Here is a 22,028-nt window from a genome sequence, read left to right on the forward strand (position 1 = left end):
CCCGACCCACCGGCTGCCCCGGGTGACCGGACGTCAGGGCGTCAGCCGGTTCGGGCCCCGGAACAGGAAGACCGCCTCGCGGATCGACTCCAGCCCGAGCATCACCATCAGCAGCCGGGCCAGCCCGGCACCGAAGCCGCCGTGCGGCGGGCAGCCGAAGCGGAAGACGTCCAGGTACTCCCGCATCGGGCCAGTCTCCATCCCCTTCTCCGCCGCCTGCGCCAGCAGCACCTCGGAGCGGTGCTCGCGCTGGGCCCCGGTGGTGACCTCCAGTCCCTTCCAGAGCAGGTCGAAGCTGAGCGTCAGGTCCGGCCGGCCCTCCGGTCGGCGGTGGTAGAACGGCCGGATGGCAGCCGGGTAGTGGGTGACGAACAGGAACTCGTGGCCGAACCGCTCCCGCGCGTACGCCGCGATCCGCCGTTCGCCGTCCGGGTCGAGGTCCTGCTTCTGGCCCTCCGGGTCCCAGCCGTCGGCCCGCAGCACCTCCTGGGCCTCGGCCATGGTCATCCGGGGGAACGGCAGCGCGGGCACCACCACCTCCACGCCGAACACCTCGCGGACCGCCGCCCCGTGCGCCTCGGCGACCTTCCCGACCGCGTGGGCCAGCATCGCCTCCTCGAAGGCCATCACGTCCTCGACGCCGTCCGTCCAGGCCAGCTCGACGTCCAGGCCGGTGAACTCGGTGGCGTGCCGGGAGGTGTACGAGGGCTCGGCCCGGAAGACCGGTCCGATCTCCAGCACCCGGTCGATCCCGGCGGCCACCGCCATCTGCTTGTAGAACTGCGGCGACTGGGCCAGGTAGGCGGAGCGGTCGAAGTAGCCGACCCGGAAGACCTCGGCACCGGACTCGGAGGCCGAGCCCATCAACTTGGGGGTGTGCATCTCGGTGCAGCCCTCGGCCACCGCGTACTCCCGCACGGCCTGCTCGAAGGTGGTCTGCACGGCGAACAGCAGCTGGGCGGCGGCCCGGCGGCGGACGTCCAGGAAGCGGTGGTCGAGCCGCTGCTCGGGGCCGGTCCGGTCGTCGATCGGCAGCGGGGTCTCGGCCCGGTTGAGCACCTCGACCCGCTCGGGGACGATCTCCAGGCCGCCCAGCTTCACCTGCGGGGCCGTCACCACCCGGCCGGTGATCCGCACGGCGGACTCGGGGGTGAGGGAGTCCAGCAGGGCCTCCAGCTCGCCGCCGTCGCGGCGGTGGGTGACCTGGACCTGGCCGGTGTGGTCGCGCAGCACCAGGAACTGCAGGGCGCGCTGGAGCCGGAGCGCGTGCACCCAGCCGGAGACCGTGACCGGGCCTTCGAGGTGCAGCGGGAGGTCGGTACAGAGGACACGGCCCGTCGTGGGGCTCGTGGGGTGGATCATCGCAGCCTCCGTGGCTGTCGTCATGATCCCTTGGGAGTGCGGGCGAGAAGGGTGCTCGCGGTACCACCGCACTTTCGCCGCCTCACGCGGAGGTGGCCTCGAGTCGCCCGGTGACGGGGGCGGGCCGGCGGGGCATCGGATCCTGGCGGACCGTTCCTCCCCGCACTCGGGAGGGTCTTCACCTCGGACGCGAGGCCGCCTTCACAGCTTCCGGCGGCTCTCTCTGCTCGCGTGGGTCCTCGGCTACTCGTCTCCGTCGACGCGTTGCGACGAGGATAGGCAGCAGGCTCCGGACGTGCAAGGACCTTTCCGGTGCTGACGCGGGGACGGGGATCCTCCCGCTGGTGCTCCGGGGCGAGGAGGCCCGTGACGGCTCAGCGGGCCCGGACGAGCCCGGCCAGCAGGCGGCCCTCCGGGTAGCTCAGCGCGGCCGCCGGCAGCGCGGCGGCGCGGCCGGTGTGCAGCACCGTCAGGGTGCCGGAGCCCTCCGGGGTGCCGGGCGCGATCCGGCGCAGCGCCTGGGCGGCGACCGCGTCGGCCGAGCCGAGGAAGACCGGCGCGGAGCCCCGCTCGGAGACGGCGGCGCGGATCTGCTCCACCACCAGCTCGTAGTGGGTGCAGCCGAGCACCAGCACCTCGGTGCCGGCCGGGGTCCGGGCGGCGGCGTCCGCGACGGCGGCGGCGGTCGCGGTGGCGTCCGCCCGCTCGACCGCGTCGGCCAGGCCGGGGCAGGCCACCTCGGTGATCTCGGCCGAGCCGCCGAACTCCCGGATCAGGCCGCGCTGGTACGGGCTGCCGGTGGTGGCGGGGGTGGCCCAGATCGCCACCCGGCCTCCGCCGGCGGAGGCCGGCTTGATCGCCGGGACGGTGCCGATCACCGGCAGCGCCGGCTCCAGCTCGGCCCGGACGGCGTCCAGCGCGTGCACGGTGGCGGTGTTGCAGGCGATCACCAGCGCGTCCGGCGCCAGCGCGGCAGCGGCCCGGGCACAGGCGAGCGCGTGCTCGCTGAGGTCGTCCGGGGTCCGGGGGCCCCAGGGCATCCCGTCCGGGTCGGAGGAGAGCACCAGATCGGCGTCGGGGCGCAGCCGTCGCAGGGCCGCGGCCGCGGCGAGCAGGCCGATTCCGGAGTCCACCAGTGCGATCTTCACAGCACATGACTCTACTGGACCGCCCCCGCCCGGGCGGGCGGCGCCGGCCGCCGTTCCACCGGTCGGAAAGGCATTGGTGCGGGGGCGGACGGTGTGTGAGGGTGCCTGCCATGCCTGCTTTCGAGACGTACGACGGGACCTCGCTCTGGTACGAACTCCTCGGCGAGGGGCCGCCGCTGGTGGTGCTCCCCGGCGGCCCGGGGATGGACCTGCGCTACCTGGGCGACCTGGGCGGGCTGACGGACCGTCGGCAGCTGGTCGTGCTGGACCCGCGCGCCACCGGCCGCTCGGCGGTCCCGGCCGACCGGGGGACGGTCTCCTTCACCGAGCAGGCCCGGGACGTGGAGGCACTGCGCGAGCTGCTCGGGCTGGAACGGATCGACCTGCTGGGCCACTCGGCGGGCTGCCTGACCGCCCAGGAGTACGCCGCCGCCCACCCGGGCCGGGTGCGGCGGCTGGTGCTGGTCACCCCGGTCGGTCGGGTCACCCGGGAGCCGGACGAGGCGGAGCTGACCCGGCTGCGGGAGGCCCGCTCCGGCGAGCCCTGGTACCCGGACGCGGCCGAGGCGCACCGGCTGCTCGCCGGAGGTGGCGACCTCTCCGGAGCCGAACTGGCCGCACTGGGGCGGCTGGTCACCCCGTTCTCCTGGCACCACTGGGACGACGACCGCCACGTCGAGCACCGGCCCGAGCACGGCTCCCCGCACCCCTGGCTGCGCGCCGCCTACTACGCCGGCGCCCCCGCCCCGGCCGACCGGGAGCAGCGGCTGGCCCGCCTGGCGGCGGTCGGCGTGCCGGTCCTGGTCCTGGCCGGGGCCTCGGACGGACTGATCGGGACGGCACCGGCCCGGCTGGCGGCGGCCCTCTACCCGGACGCCCGGCTGGAGCTGATGGACCGTTCGGGCCACCGGCCGTGGGTGGAGGAGCCGGAGCGGTTCACCGAGCTGGTCGCCGGGTTCCTCTCCTGACCCCGACACCCCGGCAGACTTGAACGCGTTCAATTCATCTGCCAGGCTTGTCGGTATCGGCGGTGGGGACCGTCGCGGACACGGGGGTGGCGTGGTGGGATCGGTCTTCTGGGTGCTGGTCGTCGTGGTGCTCCCGGCGCTGTACTTCCTGGCGCCGGCCGTCGTGGCCGGGTGGCTCGCGGTGCTGCTGACCCGCCGACTGCCCTGGTACGTGAGGCTGATCGCCATGCCGCTGCTGCCGGCCCTCAGCACCCCGCTGTGCCGGACCGTCGCCGAAGCCTTCGGGCTCCCCCGGGCGATGATCGGCACCGTGATCGCCGGCCTGCTGGCGGCCCTGGCCGCGCTCCACCGGGAGGAGCGGCGCCGACCGCAGGCCGCCCGGGCCCGTCCGGCGCCCCAGCCCTGAGGGCCCGTCAGCCCGGTCCGTATCCCCTGCCCCAGCAGCCGGGTCCGCAGGAGCTCCAGCTCCGCCAGGGTGGCTACCAGCCCGTCTCCGCCGAGCCGGTCGACCAGGCCCCCGGCCTCGGCCGGCGAGACGCCCCGGGCCTCGCGGAGCACCATCGTGGCCCCGGCCCGGCCGGGCACCGGACCGGTCGCCCGCAGCACGGAGGGCCCGTTCGCGGCCGGCAACGCCGCCCGCCAGGAGGACGACGGCGGTTCCCCCGGCCCGACGTGCTCGCACCGGTGGGCGCCGCAGCCGGTGCGGGCGAGCTCGGCGTCCCGCCGCACCTCGTCCCGGTGCACGAACCGGTCCACCCACCGCACCGCGTCCCCAGCGCACTGCGGTCTCCACCGTCTGACTGCTCACCGGCCACCCCTCCGTCCGGCGCGAGGCGTTCTCTCCCTCCCCGCCGCCCGGTGCGGTGCCGGTCCGGCCGTGCGGTCCGGTGGCAGACTGCCGAGGGTGACGGTGCTGCTGTGGGTGTCGGTGGTGTCCCTGGCCGCCTGGGTGTGGCTGACGGTCGGTCAGGGGTTCTTCTGGCGGACCGACCAGCGACTGCCCCGGCGGGTGGCGCCGGGGCGGTGGCCCTCGGTGGTGGTGCTGGTGCCGGCCCGGGACGAGGCCGAGGTGCTGCCGCGGTCGCTGCCGAGCGTGCTGGCCCAGCGGTACCCGGGGAGCGCCCGGGTGGTGCTGATCGACGATCACAGTACGGACGGGACGGGGGCGTTGGCGCAGCGCCTCGGCGCGGCGGGCGGCCTGCCGCTGACCGTGACCACCCCGCCCCCGCTGCCGCCCGGCTGGACGGGGAAGCTCTGGGCGCTGCGGCACGGGGTGGAGCAGGCGGGCGGGGCCGAGTACCTGCTGCTCACCGACGCCGACATCGCGCACGGGCCGGATTCGCTGGCCGCGCTGGTCGCCGCCGCCGAGGGCCACCGGCTGGACCTGGTCTCGCAGATGGCCCGGCTGCGGGTGGCGAGCGGGTGGGAGCGGCTGGTGGTGCCCGCCTTCGTCTACTTCTTCGCCCAGCTCTACCCCTTCCGGTGGAGCAACCGCCCGGGTGCCCGGACCGCCGCCGCGGCGGGCGGCTGCTCGCTGGTGCGACGGGAGGCGCTGGAGCGGGCCGGCGGCGTCGCCGCGATCCGGGGGGCGGTGATCGACGACGTCTCGCTGGCCCGGGCGGTGAAGCGGACCGGCGGGCGGATCTGGCTGGGGCTGGCCGAGCAGGTGGACAGCGTCCGCCCGTACCCGGGGCTGGGGCCGCTGTGGCGGATGGTCTCGCGCAGTGCGTACGCCCAACTGCGGCACTCCGTCTGGCTGTTGGCCGGGACGGTGGCGGGGCTGGCGCTGGTCTACCTGGTGCCGCCGGTGGCCCTGGTGGCCGGGCTGGTGACCGGGGAGTGGGCGCTCGCCGCCTGCGGGGGTGCGGCCTGGGCGCTGATGGCGGGGACGTACCTGCCGATGCTGCGGTACTACGGGCAGCCGGGCGGGGCGGCGGCGCTGCTGCCGTTCACCGCGCTGCTCTACCTGCTGATGACGGTGGACTCGGCGGTCCAGCACTGGCGCGGCCGGGGCGCCGCCTGGAAGGGCCGTACCTACGGCAGCCCCCTGGCGGCGGACGAGCCCGCGCGGACAGACTGATCCGATGGACCCTCGCCTGCGCTTCCGGATCGCCCACACCCACCATCCGATCGCCGCGCCGCTCTCCGACGGGAGCGTCGAGCGCCTGCTGGCCCGGGCCCTCGACGGCCGGGCCGGGCGGCTGCTGGACCTCGGCTGCGGTGAGGGAGCCTGGCTGCTGCGGGCCCTGACGGGCACTCCGGGTCTGCGGGCGGTCGGGGTCGACCTGGACGCCACCGCGCTCGGCCGGGTCCGGGAGCGGGCCGAGGCACTCGGGGTGGCCCGGCGGATCGGGCTGCACCACCGGGACGTGCGCAAGCAGGTGGCGGAGCAGCCCTTCGACGTGGTGCTGAGCGTCGGCGCGGAGCACGCCTTCGGCGGGGTGTTGCCCACCCTGGAGGCGGTCAGCGGGCACCTGGGTCCGGACGGGGTCGCGGTGCTCGGCGTCGGCTTCTGGGAGCGGGCGCCCGGGCCCGCCGCGCTGGCCGCACTGGGTGTCCCGGCCGGGGCGTATACCGACCTGCCCGGGCTGCTCGCCCGGATCGCGGCGGCCGGCTGGGCCCCGGTCGACGCCCACGTCTCCTCCCTCGCGGAGTGGGACGCCTACGAGTGGTCCTGGACCGGCTCGCTGACGGAGTGGGCCCTCGACCACCCCGGCCACCCGGACGCCGCCGAGGCGCTGCGCACCGCCACCGAGCACCGCGACGGCTGGCTGAACGGCTACCGGAGCACCCTGGGCTTCGTCACCCTGCTGCTACGCCGGGCGTGATGACGCGGGCCCGGTACGGAGGCTGACCGGTGGTCAGTCCCCGTACCGGGCCCGGATGCCGGGGTGTCAGCGGCCGATCAGCTTGAGCGCGGTCGGCTTGCTGTACTCGAAGCGGGTCATCTGCTCCAGGTCGCGGAACCAGCTGGACGGCCCCGGGGGGACGGTCAGCACCTCGCGGTAGAGCTCCTCGAAGGCGGTGGTGATGTTGTCCAGCGAGAAGCGCCCGACCACCCACTCCCGGCCCCAACCGCCCAGCGAGGCCCGGAGTCCGGGATCGTCGAGCAGCGGCCTCAGCTGCGCGGCCAGGGCCTCGGGGCGGCGGCTGCCGTCGCCGAAGCCGTACATGCAGCGGGAGGCGTGCGGCTCGACCAGCGGGCCGGGCTCGTGCAGGGCGGTGTAGCCGTCCGCGCCGTGCACCACCACCGGCTTGCCGAAGGCGAGACCGCGCAGCGCCGAGCCGCCCATGCCGAGCACCACGTCGGCGGCCTCGTACGCGGGTCTGGGGTCGGCCAACTGCCCCGGCACCAGCACCGCCTGACGGCCGAGGTCGCCGTTCACCTCGGCGGCCACCGCGCGCATCCGGTCCAGGCTGGGGCCGGCCCCGACCACAATCAGCCGGACCCGGGGGTCGGCCAGCTCGCGGACCGCGCGGGCGGTCAGGAAGGAGCCCTCGTCCTTCTCCAGGTCGGGCACCAGCCGGGTGACCACCGCGAGCAGCAACTCGTCGTCGGAGATGCCGTGTTCCTTGCGGAAGTCCGCGCCGTCCACCACCCCGGGGGCGTCGGTGAGGGTGTTGACGGGCGGCTCGATCAGCCGGACGTCGCGGTGGCCGAAGGCCCGGCCCTCCCCCATCATCGCGCCCAGGCCGAGCACCAGGGGCTGGTGCCGGGGCAGGCCGCGCAGCATCCGGATGCCGTAGAAGGTGGTGACCACCGGGAGCCGGCCGAGCCGGCCGGGGCCGAAGAAGGAGTTCCGGGCGGCCCGGACCTCCCAGGCGTGCAGGAGCTGGCTGCCGTGCTCCTCGGCCAGCCGGGTGAGGCGCTGGCGGACCACCCGGTGCGGGGTGTCCGGGCCGCCCTCGACGACCAGGTCCAGACCGTGCGAGGCGGCCAGCTCCACCAGCGGGGCGGGGCCGTCGATGCCCTGGGCGAACAGCACCGGGTGGTGCCCGCGGTCGCGCATGGTGCGGGCGATGTCCACGGCGTTCAACTGGGCGCCACCCAGCGCCAGGTTGTTGAGGTGGACCAGGACCCGGAGACCGGTCACCGGCTCACTCCTCCCAACGGTGCGGGACGAAGACCGGCGCGGCCAGCACCACGGCGCGCGGCGGGGTGTCGAGCATCGGTCCGAAGACGTCGAACTGGCCGACCGAGTGCCAGCTCATGAGCGTCCCGCCGTCGGTCTTGCCGATGCTGTACACGCCCGCCCAGAGGGTGTAACGGCCGCGCGGGAGCGGCAGGTTGGGGATCACGCAGGCGACCTGGTGGTCCTCCCCGGTCAGCCGGATCTCGTGGCTGATCTGGAAGATCGGCGAGGAGGTGCCCTCGCTGACCCCGAGGTGCAGGGTGGCGTCGCCCCGGTAGTCGCCGCCGAGGGTGAGCTCGACGGTCATCGGCTCGTCGGTGGTGAGGTTCTCCCGGCCCTCGCCGACCATGGAGTGCTTGAGCAGCTGGAGCGGCTCGCCGACCCGGGCGGTGGAGTCGGACTGGGCCTCGATGGAGTCCCGGTACCCGGCCAGCGCGTCCTTGATCCCGGCGTCCACCCGGACGGTGCCCTGCTCCAGCCAGATGCCCCGGCGGCAGATCGACTCCACGGCCGGCAGGTCGTGCGAGACGAAGACGATGGTGGTGCCCTGCTCGGCCACCTCGCGCATCCGGTCCAGGCAGCGCTGCTGGAAGACCGCGTCGCCGACCGCCAGCACCTCGTCCACCAGCAGCACGTGCGGCTCCAGGTACGCGGCGACCGCGAAGCCCAGGCGCATCTGCATGCCGGAGGAGTAGTACTTCACCTGACGGTCGATCGCCCCGCCGAGCCGGGCGAACTCCACGATGTCGTCGAACCGGCCCGCCACCTCACGGCGCTTCAGACCGAGCAGCGCGCCGAACAGGTAGATGTTCTCCCGGCCCGTCAGGTCGGGGTGGATGCCGGCCCGGATCTCGATCAGCGCGCCGATCCGGCCGCGCACGTCGATCACCCCGCCGTAGGGGTACATGACCCGGGTGAGCATCTTCAGCAGGGTGGACTTGCCGGAGCCGTTGGAGCCGATCAGGCCGACCGCCTCGCCCGGCTCGATGTGCATGTTGATGTCCCGCAGGGCCCAGCGCCAGTCCTCGCCCTTGCCGCCGCGCAGCTTCCGGGTGACCTGCTCGACCTTGTCGCGCAGCAGCATCCGCTGCTGGTCCGCCTTGAACCGCTTCCACACGTGCTCGGTGCGGATGGTGCCCAGCGGCAGGTCCTTGCTCAGGAGTTCACGCGACATCGGCGATCCCCGTCTCCAGCTTCTTGAACACCAGGTAGCCGCCGAGGAGCACGACCAGCGCGCTCGCCGAGGCGATCCCGGTCAGGGTGAGGTCCGGGGCCTGGCCGTACAGCAGCGCCCGGCGGTAGCCCTCGATCACCGCACCGAGCGGGTTGAAGGCCACGTAGATCTCCTGCAGCTTCTGCGGGATCTGCGACAGCGGGTACGCGACCGGGGTCGCGAAGACGCCCATCTGCGTGATGATCGGCAGCAGGTGGCGGACGTCGCGGAGGTAGACCACCGCCACCGAGAGCACCAGCGCCACGCCGTAGGTGAACGCGAGCTGGATCAGCAGCAGCGGGAACACCCAGAAGAAGGTGGCCGCCGGCGCCGTCCAGAAGGCCAGGAACAGCACGCCGAGCACGCCGATGCCGATCAGCATGTCCACGCTGGCGACCAGCATGGTGGCCAGCGGGAAGACCTCGCGCGGGCAGTAGACCTTGTTGAGCAGGCTGAGGTTGTTGGCCAGGCTCAGCGCACCCTGGTTCATGGTGTTGCTGAAGAACTGCCAGACGATCAGGCCCACGTAGGCGAACAGCGGGTACGGCACGTCGCCGGTGTCGATCTTGACCGCGCGCTGGAAGACCAAGGTGAAGATGGTGCACAGCGCCAGCGGCGTGAGCACCGCCCAGGCGAAGCCGAGCACCGCCTGCTTGTACCGGGCGCGCAGGTCGCGCTCGGCCAGGGCACGCACCAACTCGCGTGCCGCCAGCAGCTCCCGGGCCACCTGGGCCGGGCGGAGCCGCCGCTTGAAGACCAGCTCCGGCGGGGGACCCTCGGCCCCCGGCCGCCGGGCCGCCGTCTGGTTTTCGCGCTGATCGAGGACCTGCGCGCGTTGTCCCCCCACGGAACCCCGCCTTCTCCGGTGCCGAGTGATACCGGCCGCCGCCAGGGGAGTTCCCCGGTCCGGTTCGGCCGCAGCGCACACTCTGGCACAGGATGTGGGGGCCGGGGGGCCGATCCGTGAAGAAGAGCCGGGACGGTGACCGTCCCGGCTCCTGACGAAGTGTTTCCGGCCGTGTCCGCTCAGTCCACCAGCTGGTCCAGCGCGGAGGGCATGCCCTCCACCCCGCCGTTCTTGCTGGGCTTGACCCGCTCGCCGTTGACGAAGACGGTGGGCAGCTCGTCCACCTTGTACTTGGCCATCAGGCCGGAGGCGGCCTCGGTGAGGTCGTTCACCTGGGCCGAGCGGTAGGCGGCCCGGAACGCCTCGGGGTCCAGGCCGACCGTGCCGGCCCAGGCCGTCGCGGTGTCCTCGGTGGTGACGTCCTTCTCCTCCACGTGCACCGCCTTGAAGGCTGCGACCTGGAACTCGTCCACCTTCCCGAGCTTCTCCAGGGTGTAGTACAGCCGGGCGTGGCCCTTCTGGACCCGCTCCTCCGGCGCCCCCGCCCAGACCGCCGGGACGCGGCGCAGCGTCACGTCCGAGGCGTGCTTCTGCGCCCAGCGCTCCAGCGGGAGTTCGAGCTGCTTGGAGTGCGAGCAGTCGTACCAGAAGAACTCGACCGCCTCCTGCTTGACGGCCCGGATCGGGCCCGGGTGGTCGATCCGGCCGACGTGCCCGCCCTCGTGCGGCACCTCGGGGGCGGCGGTGGCCTGTCCGGCCGTGACGGGAGCGGCGAGCAGGCCGGCGGCGACGGTGGCCAGGACGGCGGTGCGGATGATCTGCTTCACGTCCGCCGATGCTGCCAGCCCCCACCGGGCCCGGCGAGCCGACGGGCCGCCCGGGTGGATTCTTCGCCCGGACGGCGCAACGGCACGCCGGGGGCCGGTCTTGGCGGGTGCTCAGCCCGCCCGGCCGGAGCGGGCGGTCAGTCGGCCCGGTCGGAGCGGGCGGTGTGCTGCTCGACGAAGCGCAGCAGTTCGACCGGGAACGGCAGCACCAGGGTGGAGTTCTTCTCGGCCGCCACCTCCACCACGGTCTGGAGCAGTCGCAGCTGGAGCGCCGAGGGGGTGGCGTCCAGTTGGCGGGCGGCGTCGGCCAGCTTGGCGGCGGCCTGGAACTCGCCGTCGGCGGTGATGATCCGGGCCCGTCGCTCGCGGTCCGCCTCTGCCTGCCGGGCCATCGAGCGCTTCATCGAGTCGGGCAGCGCGACGTCCTTGATCTCCACCCGGTCGATGTGCACGCCCCAGCCCACCGCCGGGCTCTCCAGCATGAGTTCGAGCCCCCGGTGCAGGCCCTCGCGGCCGGAGAGCAGGTCGTCCAGCTCGCTCTTGCCGATGACCGAGCGCAGCGAGGTCTGGGCGACCTGGGACATCGCGAAGGCGTAGTTCTGCACGTCCACGGTGGCCCGGACGGGGTCGACCACCCGGAAGTAGACCACCGCGTCCACCCGGACCGAGACGTTGTCCCGGGTGATGCCCTCCTGGGCCGGCACCGGCATGGTGATGATCTGCATGTTGACCTTGCGGATCCGGTCGACCAGCGGGACCAGCAGGGTCGGCCCCGGCGGCCGGGGCGCCCCCGTGACCCGGCCGAGCCGGAACACCACGCCCCGCTCGTACTGCTGGACCACCCGGACGCTGCCCGCCAGGCCCAGCAGGACCAGGCCGGCCAGGACCGCCAGTACCGCCATGACGCCTCCCCCTGCGTCCGCCCCGGTGGCGGACGCGGCGTCAGTATGCGCGCGGGCGCTGCTGTCCGGCAGGGGTCGGCAGGCAGTCTTGACGCACTGTTGACGCTCCGTCGGGGCCCGCTCAGCGCGGGGTGGCCACCTGGCGGATGAGCCGCTGCCAGCCGTCGGCGACCACGGACAGCTCGAAGCGGTCCAGCGCGTGGGCCCGGGCGGCGGCGCCCAGGGCCGCGCGGTCACCGCCCAGCACCCGGCCGAGCGCCTCGGCCAGCTCCGCCGGATCGCCGGGGCGGGCGAGCGCCCCGGTGGTGCCGTCCAGCACCACCTCGTCCACCCAGCCCACGTCGGTGGCGACGGTGGGCAGCCCGGCCAGCGAGGCCTCGATCAGCACGCCGGGGACGCCCTCGCTGTCGCTGCTCAGCAGCAGGGCGTCGGCGGCCCGGTAGAGCGGGGCCGGATCGGCCAGCCGGCCGAGGAAGCGGGCCCGGGGGTGGTCCGGGTAGCTGCCGCTCAGCGGGCCGTCGCCGGCCACCGCGAGGTGCACGTCCGGCAGCCGGTCCAGCGCGGCCAGCGCCACGTCCAGCCGCTTCTCCGGTGCCAGCGCGCCGATCCAGGCGACCAGCGGGCCGTCCGGGGGCAGGCCCAACTCCTTCCGCGCGGCTGCCCGTTCGGCCTGGTCGGCGGCGGGGCGGTAGCGGTCGGCGGCCCGCCCGTTCGGGATGGTGCGCACGCGCTGCGCGGGCAGCCGGAAGCGCTCCACCAGCACCTCGCGGGCGCCGTCGGAGATCGCCGAGACGGCGGCGGCGCGGTGCAGGAAGGCACCCACCCGCAGGCGGCGGGAGGCGCTGGCGGTCCAGTGCCGGGGGTCGCCGATGTTGACGTAGACGAACGGGGTGCCGGTGCCGAACAGGCCGACGGCGCAGGCCTGCAGGGTGCTGGAGCCATGGGCGATCACCACGTCGCTGGTGCGGGCCGCCTCGCGCAGGGCCCGCAGGGTGGTGGGGTGGTAGCGGGACGGGCCGAGGTGCGGCGCGTCGTGCGGGGCGGGTGCGTCGACGTGCGGCTGCAGGGACCGCAGCGTGGACGGCACCCCCCGTCGCAGCAGCTCCCCGTGCAGGTCCCGCGCCAGATTCTGGGCCCCTCGACCTCGCGGGTCGGTGACCAGATGCAACACCCTCGCCTCAGCCATGGCGCCCAACCTGGCACATGCCACGGGTTCCGGCCGGAGCTTTGGAGAAATGGTGATGATCCACTCCCGGCGGCAGCCCACCGGGACGGCTCCCGCGAGCTCCCGGCCCGGCCGCCGCCCCCGGCCCGTACGCGGCTGCGCCCCCCGGGTGCCTCGGCTCCCAGCGTGCTCACAGTATGGGGATTCGGTGGCGGTGGGTGCCCCGGGGCTGGGATGCTGACCGCCTGTCAGTGTCTGGGTGGGGGGCCACTGTGCGTGTGCTGTACGTGATCGACAGCGTGAGCAGGATCGGCGGGGCGGAGCAGGGTCTGGTGGCGATGGCGCCACTCCTGGTGCGGGCCGGCGTGGAGTTGGACGTGGCCTACCTGCGGCCGTCCCCGGGCGGCTTCCAGGCGGAGCTGACCGAGGCGGGCGCCGGGGTGTTCGGGGTGCACGCCTCGGGTCGGGCCGGCGAGTTCGCCGCCCTGCGGCGGCTGCTCCGCGAGCGCCGCCCGGAGCTGGTGCACACCACGCTCTACGAGTCGGACGTGCTCGGCCGGGCGGCGGCGATCTCGACCCGCATCCCGGTGGTGTCCAGTCTGGTGAACTCCTCGTACGGGCCGGAGCACCTGCACGCCCGGGGCCTGAGCCCGTGGAAGGTGCGGGCCGCCCAGGCGGTGGACGCCGCGACGGCGCAGGGCACCCGGAGGTTCCACGCGCTGACCAGGCACGTGGCCGAGGTGATGGCCCGTCGGCTGATGGTCAATCCGGCCCGGATCGACGTGGTGCCGCGCGGCCGGGACACCGGGCTGCTGGGCACGGTGAGCCAGGAGCGGCGGGACGCGGTGCGGGCCGGGCTGGAGCTGCCGGACCACGTGCCGGTGGTGCTGGCGGCGGCCCGCCAGCAGTACCAGAAGGGCCTGGACGTGCTGCTGGAGGCCTGGCCGGCGGTGCGCGAGCGGCTGCCGGAGGCGGTGGTGCTGCTGGCCGGGAGTCCGGGGTCGGAGACGCCCCGGCTGCGGGAGCTGGCCGAGGTGGCGGGCAACGTCCGCTTCCTGGGGCCGCGTTCGGACGTGTTCGACCTGATGGCGGCCTCGGACGCGTTCGCGGTGCCGTCCCGCTGGGAGGGCCTGGGCAGCGCGGCGATGGAGGCGATGGGCGTCGGGGTGCCGCTGGTCTCGGCGGACGTGGCGGCGCTGCGCGAGACGGTGGGGTCGGAGGACTACGCGCTGCTGGTGCCGCCGGAGCGGCCGGCCGAGCTGGCGGCGGCACTGCTGGAGTGCCTGGAGGACCGTTCCGCCGCGCAGTTGCGGGCGAAGGCGGCCAGGGACAGGTTCATGACGAAGTTCACGCTGCCTCAGGTGTCCGGCCGGATGGTCGAGTTCTACGAGAAGTCGCTCGGCGGTTAGCGGCCGCCTCCTCGGCGGGGCCGGCCGTGACACCGTGCGGCTCCGCCGCGTGGGCGTCGCCGAAGGGCTCCTCCCGCCCGGTTCCGGGCACGGCGGGCGCGTGCTCCGGCGACACGCCGTCAGGGAGACGGCCCCCAGGACCCGGCACCCCGGCGGGCGGCCGTGCGACCGCCCGGCCCCGCCGGGGCCGTAGCACGCCGGGTCCCGTCCCACGGGCAGGAGGCCGGGATTTTCGCCCCCCGGGCGAGATCGCGCATCAGATTGGCCAAAGTGCTTGCGCTGCACGTCAGGTGCCGCAAGCATCGTGCCCGGGGAGACGGGTCGGCGCTGGGGGGCGCGACCCGCGCCGCTGCACGCCATCAGGCGAGCGGCCAGCAGTCCGTGCGGAGCCGACCGCAACCGATCGGGGCGGGTCGGCACGGCGCGTGCACCACGAACGCGAGGGGATCCAACCGGTGGAACCGGCCAACCACTTGACCGTACTGCGACGTTACTGGCGACTGCTGGTCGGCTGTACGGTGGCCGCCCTGATCATCGGGCTGCTGCTGACCCCGACGGGCGACACCGTCGACAACGGGAAATGGAAGTGCTCGGTCGCCATCACGCCGGTCGCGGGATCGGGTGAGGCGGTCAGGGTCGACCAGGTGCTCTCCTACGCGGCCGGCTCGGACGTGTCGAACGCCGCCGCCAAGAAGCTCGGCGTCACCGACGTGGCCGCCCTGGTGGCCCGCCGGACGGTGGCCGCCGCCTCGCCCCAGATGCTCGAGTTCTCCGTCACCGGGCCGACCAGCAAGAACTGCGTGGACACCGCGGCGGCCTTCGCCGAGGCGACCATCACCGGGTACAGCCAGGAGACCGCGAAGAGCGCGAGCGAGTCGATCAAGCGGCTGACCTCGCAGCGGGACCAGCAGCAGGAGACGGTCAACAAGCTCCAGCAGGAGTTCAACAGCGCGAAGACCACCGACCAGCCCAAGCTGGACCCGCAGCTGCAGGCCGCCCGGACCTCGCTGGTGAAGACCCTCGCCGCGATCGGCGACCTGCAGAACATCAGCCAGACCGACGCCGTCCAGCAGTGGGGCTCGATCGACGCCAAGGAGCTCGGCGGCAATCTGCTGACCTCGCCGAGCCGGGGCCTGCGGCTCAGCCTCGCGGTGGCGCTGGGCCTGGCGCTCGGCGTGGTCGCCGCGCTGATGCTCAGTCGGATGGACACCCGGGTGCGCACCCGCAACGGCACCGAGGAGGCGTTCAACCTCCCGGTGATCGGCGAGATCCCGTACCTCTCCACCCGGCTGCGCCGGCTGCGCGACCCGCTGGTGGTGGCCCGGCCGTCCGACCCGGGGGCCGAGGCGTACCGCTCGCTGCGCTCCACCCTGCTGCTGACCGGCCCCGCCGCACTGGCCACCCAGCTGGCCGACGGCAACCTCAACCCGGCCGAGCTGGTCTCCCGGCGGCTGGCCCAGCCCGCCCCGGTGATCCTGGTGATGTCCGGCCGCAGCGGCGACGGGCGGACCACCACGGTGGCCAACCTGGCCGCCGCGCTGGCCGAGACCGGCCGCGAGGTGCTGGTGCTGGACTGCGACTTCCGCCACCCCAAGGCGCACGAGCACTTCGGCGTCGGGGACGGCCCCGGCATGGCCGAGCTGCTCAGCGGTGAGCAGCTCCCCGAGCTGGACGACCTGATCCGGCGGACCAACGTGGACGGCGTGCGGCTGATCACCGGCGGCAACAGCACCGCCTACCCGGCCGCCCTGGTGCTGCGGGCCGGCGAGGTGCTGCGCCGGGCCCGCCGGCACGCGGACGTGGTGCTGATCGACAGCTCCCCGCTGCTGCACGCCAACGACGCCTACGACCTGGTGCAGCACGCCGACGCGGTGCTGGTCACCATCAAGGCCGGCAACGTGACACCCGAACAGGCCGACCGGGTCAGCGAGTTGCTCTCCCGCACCGGCGTGCCGGTGGCCGGCGTGGCCCTGCTCGGCACGATCGGCCCGTCCGGCCGCCGCAAGCGGGACGGCCTGGTCTCGCCGGGCGCCCCCGGGGCCGGCCCGGCCGCGGCGGTGCCCTCGCAGGAGCAGCGCCCGGAGGGACCGCGGCACCGGTCCTCACCGTCCTGGGCCCGCCGCGGCCAGGAGCCGGCCCACGACGCGGCCGGGCTGGAGGGCGAGCAGCGGTGACCGGCCAGGGGGGGACGGCACCGCGCCGGGAGAAGGTCCGGGTGCTCTGGCTGGCCAAGGGCCTGGGCCGGGGCGGGGCCGAGCAACTGCTGGTCAACTGCGCGCGCCACGCCGACCGTTCGCGGTACGAGGTCGAGGTGGCCTACGTGCTGCCGTGGAAGGACGCCCTGGTGCCCGCCCTGGAGGCGGCCGGGGTGCGGGTGCACCTGCTCGGGCCGGGGCGGCGCTGGCCGCTGCGGCTGCGGGCGCTGCTGACGGCGGGCCGGTACGACCTGGTGCACACCCACATGCCCGTCCCGGCGGCGGCGGCCCGGCTGCTCACCCTGCTCACCCCGGGGCGGCGCCGGCCGGTACTGGTGCACACCGAGCACAACGTCTGGGAGCGCTACCGGCGGGAGACCCGCTGGGCCAACTCGCTGACGTACAAGCGCAACCGCGCGGTGGTGGCGGTCTCGCACGCGGTGGCGGCGAGCATCCCGGCGGCCCGGCGGCGGGCCGGGGAGTTCGTCACCGTGGTGCACCACGGGCCGGATCTGGGCGGCGCCGCGAGCGGTCCGGCGGCCCGCCGGGCGGCCCGGGCCGAGCTCGGGCTCCCGGACGACGCGCTGGTGATCGGCACGGTGGCCAACATGACGCCGAAGAAGGACCAGGCCGGCCTGCTGGCCGCGTTCGAACTGCTGCGGCGGGAGCGGCCGGAGGCCCGGCTGGTGCTGATCGGCTCCGGGCCGCTGGAGGAGCGGCTGCGGGCGGCGGCCGGGGAGGGCGTGGTCTTCGCCGGCTCCCGGGCGGACGTTCCCGAGCTGCTGCCGGCCTTCGACGTCTTCACCCTGAGCTCCCGTCAGGAGGGGCTGCCGGTCTCGCTGATGGAGGCGATGACCAGCGGGCTGCCCTCGGTGGTGACCAGGGTGGGCGGGATGCCCGAGGTGCTGGACGACGGCGTGGAGGGCTTCCTGGTGGAGCCGGGCGACCCGGCCGCGCTGGCGGGGGCCTTCGGCAAGCTGGCGGCCGATCCCGGGCTGCGCGAGCGGCAGGGCGCGGCGGCCCGCAGACGCTCGGAGTCCTTCGACGTGGCGGGCGCCCAGCGGGCCGTCGAGCGGGTGTACGAGCAGGTGCTGCGGAGCTGACCCTCGCGGAGCCGACCACCGCTCCCCCGCCCTGCCCCTCCGAGAGGAAGACCGAACCATCGTGAGCGCGAGCCCCGAGCACGTGCGGGACGACGCCGTGGAACTGAGCTACCGTCCGCTGGCGGACGCGGACACCCCGGCGGTGCTGGAGCTGCTGACCGCCTCGCTGGCGGGCGGCCCGACCGGCACCCGCAGCACCGAGTTCTTCGAGTGGAAGCACCACCGCAACCCCTTCGGCGCCTCCCCCGGCCTGGTGGCCGTGACGCCGGAGGGCCGGATCGTCGGCGTCCGGCTGTTCCTCCGCTGGGAGTGGCGCGCGGGCGACCGGGTGGTCCGGGCGGTCCGCCCGGTGGACACCGCCACCCACCCCGACTTCCAGGGCCGGGGGATCTTCCGCCGGCTCACCACCGAGCTGCTGGAGCAAGTGGCCCCCGAGGCCGAGCTGGTCTTCAACACGCCCAACGGCAACTCGCTGCCCGGCTACCTGCGGATGGGCTGGCAGGACCTCGGCCAGGTGCCGGTGGCGCTGCGGATCGCCCGTCCGCTCTCCTTCGCCCGGGGCGCCCGGGCCGCGCTGGCCCGCCGGGCGGCGGCGGCCGGGCCGGTGGTCTGCCCGCTGCCGACGGCGGCCGGCTGGTTCGGCGACGGCGGCGCCCCGGCCGGGCTGGCCGAGCTGCTCCGCGAGCGGAGCGCGGCGGACGCCTCCGACGGGCGGCTCGCGGTCGGCCGCACCGAGCCGTACCTGCGCTGGCGGTACGGCGACGCCCCGGGCCTGGACTACCGGGTGATGACCTGTCAGCGCGGCGGCGAGCTGGCCGGGGTGGCCATCGGCCGGCCCCGGCGGCGCGGCCCGCTGGTGGAGTTCACCCTCGCCGAGGTGATCGTCCGCCCGGGCGACCGGCGGGCCGCCGCCGAGCTGCTGCGGGCCGCCGCCCGCTCCGGCGCGGACCACGTCGCCACCCACCTGGCGGCGGGCACCGAGGCCGCCTCGGCCGCGCTGCGGGCGGGGTACCTCCGGGCGCCGCGCACCGGGATGCGCCTGGCCGCCCGGACCCCGACCGGGGCCGTCCCGCCCGAGCTCGGCGCCTTCCGCTTCAACCTCGGTGACCTGGAGGTCTTCTGATGCGCCGGCAGGCCGTGCGGAAGCCCGCGCTGCCCTGGCCGACCCTGGTGGCCGGCGGCCTGGTCTGCACCTACGTCACGGTCTTCGTGCTGGCCATGGTGCACACCAGCTACGACACCTGGGGCGCGCTGCTGGTGCTGCCCGCGCTGATGGCGATCGGCACCCCGATCCTGGCCCGGGTGGCGGCGACCAACCCGGAGCCGAGGGTGTTCCGGCTGCTGATGCTGGCCATGGCGCTCAAGCTGCTCTGCGCCTTCCCCCGCTACCTGATGGCCTTCGTGCTGTACGGCGGCGCGGCGGACGCCAAGATGTACCACCAGAAGGGCAGCGCCCTCGCGTACTTCCTGGACAACGCGGACTTCTCGGCCGGCATCCACTACGACCTGGGCATGAAGGTGGCCGGCACCGGCTTCATCATCATCGTCACGGGTGTGGTCTACGCGATCACCGGCCCGTCCCTGGTCGGCGGCTTCCTGGTGTTCTCCTGGCTGGGCTTCTGGGGCCTGCTGCTGTTCTGGCGGGCCCTGCAGATCGCCTTCCCGGAGGCGGACACCCGGCGCTACGCCAAGCTGGTCTTCTTCCTGCCCTCGCTGCTGTTCTGGCCGTCCAGCATCGGCAAGGACGCCTGGATGATGTTCTGCCTGGGCCTGACCACCTACGGGGTGGCCAAGCTGCTGAGCCGTCAGTTCGGCGCCTTCGTCTTCATCGCGCTGGGCTCGCTGGGCACCGCGATGGTCCGCCCGCACGTCACCGTGCTGGCCGGCGCCGGGCTCACGGTGGCCTACGTGCTGCGCAAGCGGCCCAAGGAGGTCTCCGCACTGGGCCCGCTGCGGATGGTGGTGACCGTGGCGGTGCTGGGCGCCATGGTGATGCTGATGCTGCAACAGGTCAACACCTTCTTCGGCACCTCCGGCCAGGGCGGCGACGCCGTCAACCAGGTGCTCTCGGAGACCTCCAGACGCACCTCGCAGGGCAACTCGGTGATCAACCAACCGGCCCCGGAGGACGCCGCGCCGGCCTTCAGCCTCAACCCGGCCGGCCTGCCGATGGCCGTGGTGAGCGTGCTGTTCCGCCCGTTCCCGTTCGAGGCGTCCAACATCCAGAGCCTGTTCCAGTCGGTGGAGTGCTTCGCGCTGCTGGTGATGTTCATCCGGGGCTGGCCGCGGATGCGCCAGCTGCCCCGGCTGTTCCTGCAACGCTCGTACATCGCCTACGCGCTGGTCTACACCCTGCTGTTCTGCTGGGCCTTCTCCACCATCAACAACCTGGGCATCCTGTCCCGCGAGCGGGTCCAGGTGCTGCCGCTGGTGCTGGTGCTGCTCGCCGTCCCCCGACCGGAGAGCGACCGTCCGGCGCCCAAGCGCCGGGCCCGCGCCCCGGTCTGGCGGGTGCAGCCCGGCCAGTGGGGTGCCGCGCCCGTCCCCGTCAGCTCCACCGCCCCGGCCCGTACCGAAGCCGCACCACCACCTCGACCCTGGGGGGATCGAACCGATCATGACCACGACTGACTCCGCCGCACCCGCCTTCCTCGGTGGCACGCCCGTCTTCCCCGACGGCCTCCCGCTGACCCGCGTCCAGGTGCCGGACCGGGAGGGCCTGCTGGCCCGGCTCGGCACGGTGCTGGACAGCGGCATGCTGACCAACGGCCGCACCGTGGCCGAGCTGGAGGAGCGGGCCGCCGAGCTGCTGGAGGTGCCGCACGTGGTGGCGGTCTCCAACTGCACGGCCGGCCTGATGCTGGTGCTCCAGGCCGCCGGGGTGGGTGGCGGCCGTCCGGTGCTGATGCCGGGCTTCACCTTCTCGGCCACCGCGCACGCCGCGCACTGGGCGGGCGGCACCCCGCTGTTCGCCGAGGCGCGCGAGCAGGACATCACGCTGGACCCGGCGGACGCCGAGGCCCGGCTGAAGGCGGCCGACTCACCCGCCGCGCTGATGGCCACCCACGTCTACGGCACGCCCTGCCAGACCGAGGAGATCCAGCGGATCGCCGACGCGGCGGGCGTCCCGGTGGTCTACGACGCCGCGCACGGCTTCGGCTCCAGGCGCAAGGGCGTGCCGGTGGGCAACTTCGGCCTGGCCGAGGTGTTCTCGATGAGCCCGACCAAGGTCGCGGTGGCCGGTGAGGGCGGTCTGGTGGCCACCCGGGACGCGGCGCTGGCCAAGACCCTCCGGACCGGCCGGGACTACGGCAACCCGGGCGACTACAACACGCTCTTCCCCGGCCTGAACGCCCGGATGAGCGAGCTGCACGCGGCCGTCGGCCTGACCTGGGTCGAGGGGCTGCCCGAGCGGGTGGCCCACCGGGGCGCGCTGGTGGCCGAGTTCGCCAGGGCCACCGCCGGCCTGCCCGGCCTGCGGCTGGCCCTGCCGGAGGAGGGGGACGTCTCCACCTTCAAGGACCTCACCCTGATCCTGGACGCCGAGGCCTTCGGCCTGACCGCCCTTCAGCTGGGCACCGCACTCAAGGCCGAGGGCATCGACACCCGGCGCTACTTCCACCCGCCGGTGCAGCGCCAGCAGTCCTACGCCCACCTCGGGCAGGCCGACGCGCTCCCGGTCACCGACCGGCTGGCCGACTCGGTGCTGACCGTCCCGCTGTGGACCCACATGGACGCCGCCACCGTGCGCCGCACCGCCGAGGCGGTGAGCCGGATCCAGCCGTACGCGGAGCGTCTGCGCGCCGCCGGGATCTGAGCCCGTCCCACCCGCACCACCCTCCCGCCCGGGGCCCTCGGCCCCGGGCGGGACGCGTTTTCGAGCCCCGCACACCGGTGCCACGGTTACGCGGATCAGGTGAACTCGCTTGGACCACACGGGGGTTGAAGGGTCACAATGGCGCGTCGGGCCCGCCGTCCAAGGCGTGTGCGCCCCTCTTCTCCCTTCTTGCTCCCCCGGCCGGGCTCCCGGCCTCTGCAACGGTTTGGAGTTCCCGGTGTTCAAGGGATTCCGCAGCTTCCTGCTGCGCGGAAACGTGGTGGACCTCGCGGTCGGCATCGTGGTCGGCGCGGCCTTCACCGCCGTGGTGACCGGCTTCGTCACCGCCTTCCTGACCCCGCTGATCGGCGTCGCCACCGGCGCGGTGGGCGACTACAGCAAGCGCTCCTTCGAGGTCGGCGGCACCAGCTTCCCGTACGGCGCCTTCCTGAACGCGCTGATCAGCTTCATCCTGGTGGCGGCGGTGATCTACTTCGCCGTGGTGGTGCCGGTCGGCAAGCTCCAGCAGCGGTTCGAGCCGGTCAAGGACGTGCCGGTGCCGAAGACCGACTGCCCGGACTGCCTGAGCTCGATCCCGGCCGCCGCGGTGCGCTGCGCGCACTGCACCTCGGAGCTGGCCGGCCGCCCCGGCTTCCCGCTCCAGGCGCTCTCCACCCGCTGAGCATCACCCGGTCGGCCCCTTCGGGGGCTCACGCCTGACGACACGCGCCCCTCGGTCCACCGGGGGGCGCATGGCATTGATCGTCAACGGCCCGTTCGCCGCTCGTTCGACCCTCCGTCAGATCCCGGAGGTGGCCGGAAAGCGGCGGCGAAATGTCCGATCGTCATACTTTCGAGTGGCTTGTTCCGGAGAAGAGTACGTAAACACTGGAACTCCTACGCCTCCCACTCTCCTCAGCAGGCGCATTGTGGGCTTAC

General features: G+C 74.3%; 19 protein-coding genes. 11 read left to right on the forward strand and 8 right to left on the reverse strand.

The features are described from left to right. Positions 1 to 33: 33 nt before the first annotated feature. Positions 34 to 1,362 (reverse strand): aspartate--tRNA(Asn) ligase, encoded by a 1,329-nt coding sequence (aspS, locus tag ACIRBX_RS32345; RefSeq protein WP_402302578.1) that lies wholly within the window; start codon positions 1,360 to 1,362, stop codon positions 34 to 36. 374 nt (positions 1,363 to 1,736) lie between these two features. After that, positions 1,737 to 2,510 (reverse strand): glutamate racemase, encoded by a 774-nt coding sequence (locus tag ACIRBX_RS32350; protein WP_402302581.1) that lies wholly within the window; start codon positions 2,508 to 2,510, stop codon positions 1,737 to 1,739. A gap of 110 nt (positions 2,511 to 2,620) precedes the next feature. Here ACIRBX_RS32350 and ACIRBX_RS32355 point away from each other — a divergent pair, with 110 nt between their 5' ends. The 4 genes from ACIRBX_RS32355 (at position 2,621) to ACIRBX_RS32370 (ending at position 6,306) form a co-directional block, all read left to right on the forward strand. After that, positions 2,621 to 3,478, forward strand: coding sequence for an alpha/beta fold hydrolase (locus ACIRBX_RS32355; protein ID WP_402302583.1), 858 nt, complete (start codon positions 2,621 to 2,623; stop codon positions 3,476 to 3,478). A gap of 94 nt (positions 3,479 to 3,572) precedes the next feature. Continuing rightward, entirely contained in the window at positions 3,573 to 3,884 is a 312-nt protein-coding gene (locus ACIRBX_RS32360; protein ID WP_402302585.1) for a hypothetical protein, read from the forward strand. A 498-nt stretch (positions 3,885 to 4,382) separates the two neighbouring features. Continuing rightward, on the forward strand, positions 4,383 to 5,558 hold the full coding sequence (locus ACIRBX_RS32365) for a glycosyltransferase (RefSeq protein WP_402302587.1): 1,176 nt from the start codon (positions 4,383 to 4,385) through the stop codon (positions 5,556 to 5,558). Between the two features lie 4 nt (positions 5,559 to 5,562). Beyond that, the gene (locus ACIRBX_RS32370) at positions 5,563 to 6,306 is read left to right on the forward strand and encodes an SAM-dependent methyltransferase (RefSeq protein WP_402302590.1); all 744 of its coding nucleotides are present in this window, start codon (positions 5,563 to 5,565) and stop codon (positions 6,304 to 6,306) included. 66 nt (positions 6,307 to 6,372) lie between these two features. On the opposite strand, the gene ACIRBX_RS32375 is transcribed toward ACIRBX_RS32370, so the two are convergent. The 6 genes from ACIRBX_RS32375 to ACIRBX_RS32400 all read right to left on the reverse strand — a co-directional run bounded on the left by ACIRBX_RS32375 (position 6,373) and on the right by ACIRBX_RS32400 (position 12,586). Then, positions 6,373 to 7,572 carry a glycosyltransferase family 4 protein gene (locus tag ACIRBX_RS32375; RefSeq protein WP_402302593.1) on the reverse strand — a complete coding sequence of 400 codons (1,200 nt, stop codon included), beginning with the start codon at positions 7,570 to 7,572 and terminating at the stop codon, positions 6,373 to 6,375. Positions 7,573 to 7,576: 4 nt separating this feature from the next. Continuing rightward, complete coding sequence (locus ACIRBX_RS32380; RefSeq protein ID WP_402302596.1) at positions 7,577 to 8,785, reverse strand: ABC transporter ATP-binding protein; 1,209 nt, start codon at positions 8,783 to 8,785, stop codon at positions 7,577 to 7,579. Further along, on the reverse strand, positions 8,775 to 9,671 hold the full coding sequence (locus ACIRBX_RS32385; RefSeq protein ID WP_402302599.1) for an ABC transporter permease: 897 nt from the start codon (positions 9,669 to 9,671) through the stop codon (positions 8,775 to 8,777). Before ACIRBX_RS32385 ends, ACIRBX_RS32380 begins: the two co-directional genes overlap by 11 nt. A gap of 179 nt (positions 9,672 to 9,850) precedes the next feature. After that, positions 9,851 to 10,498, reverse strand: a complete 648-nt coding sequence (locus tag ACIRBX_RS32390; RefSeq protein ID WP_402302601.1) for a thiol:disulfide interchange protein DsbA/DsbL — start codon at positions 10,496 to 10,498, stop codon at positions 9,851 to 9,853. Positions 10,499 to 10,635: 137 nt separating this feature from the next. After that, on the reverse strand, positions 10,636 to 11,400 hold the full coding sequence (locus ACIRBX_RS32395) for a slipin family protein (protein ID WP_402302602.1): 765 nt from the start codon (positions 11,398 to 11,400) through the stop codon (positions 10,636 to 10,638). Positions 11,401 to 11,521: 121 nt separating this feature from the next. Next, on the reverse strand, positions 11,522 to 12,586 hold the full coding sequence (locus ACIRBX_RS32400) for a glycosyltransferase (protein WP_402302604.1): 1,065 nt from the start codon (positions 12,584 to 12,586) through the stop codon (positions 11,522 to 11,524). Between the two features lie 266 nt (positions 12,587 to 12,852). On the opposite strand from ACIRBX_RS32400, the gene ACIRBX_RS32405 reads away from it, so the two are divergent. The 7 genes from ACIRBX_RS32405 to mscL all read left to right on the forward strand — a co-directional run bounded on the left by ACIRBX_RS32405 (position 12,853) and on the right by mscL (position 21,771). Continuing rightward, positions 12,853 to 13,974: a glycosyltransferase family 4 protein gene (locus tag ACIRBX_RS32405; RefSeq protein ID WP_402302606.1), complete on the forward strand. Its 1,122-nt coding sequence runs from the start codon at positions 12,853 to 12,855 to the stop codon at positions 13,972 to 13,974. Between the two features lie 473 nt (positions 13,975 to 14,447). After that, the gene (locus tag ACIRBX_RS32410) at positions 14,448 to 16,148 is read left to right on the forward strand and encodes a tyrosine-protein kinase family protein (protein ID WP_402302608.1); all 1,701 of its coding nucleotides are present in this window, start codon (positions 14,448 to 14,450) and stop codon (positions 16,146 to 16,148) included. Then, a complete protein-coding gene (locus tag ACIRBX_RS32415) occupies positions 16,145 to 17,272 on the forward strand; it encodes a glycosyltransferase (RefSeq protein WP_402302611.1) in 1,128 nt (375 codons plus the stop codon). The genes ACIRBX_RS32410 and ACIRBX_RS32415 overlap by 4 nt, the downstream gene beginning before the upstream one ends. A 61-nt stretch (positions 17,273 to 17,333) precedes the next feature. Beyond that, on the forward strand, positions 17,334 to 18,395 hold the full coding sequence (locus ACIRBX_RS32420) for a GNAT family N-acetyltransferase (protein WP_402302613.1): 1,062 nt from the start codon (positions 17,334 to 17,336) through the stop codon (positions 18,393 to 18,395). Then, a complete protein-coding gene (locus ACIRBX_RS32425) occupies positions 18,395 to 19,903 on the forward strand; it encodes a hypothetical protein (RefSeq protein WP_402302615.1) in 1,509 nt (502 codons plus the stop codon). Before ACIRBX_RS32420 ends, ACIRBX_RS32425 begins: the two co-directional genes overlap by 1 nt. Further along, positions 19,890 to 21,089: a DegT/DnrJ/EryC1/StrS family aminotransferase gene (locus ACIRBX_RS32430; RefSeq protein ID WP_402302617.1), complete on the forward strand. Its 1,200-nt coding sequence runs from the start codon at positions 19,890 to 19,892 to the stop codon at positions 21,087 to 21,089. Before ACIRBX_RS32425 ends, ACIRBX_RS32430 begins: the two co-directional genes overlap by 14 nt. A gap of 238 nt (positions 21,090 to 21,327) precedes the next feature. After that, on the forward strand, positions 21,328 to 21,771 hold the full coding sequence (gene mscL / locus ACIRBX_RS32435; protein WP_402302618.1) for a large conductance mechanosensitive channel protein MscL: 444 nt from the start codon (positions 21,328 to 21,330) through the stop codon (positions 21,769 to 21,771). Positions 21,772 to 22,028: the final 257 nt, after the last annotated feature.

The organism is Kitasatospora sp. NPDC096147, assembly GCF_044763225.1.
Taxonomy (GTDB): domain Bacteria; phylum Actinomycetota; class Actinomycetes; order Streptomycetales; family Streptomycetaceae; genus Kitasatospora.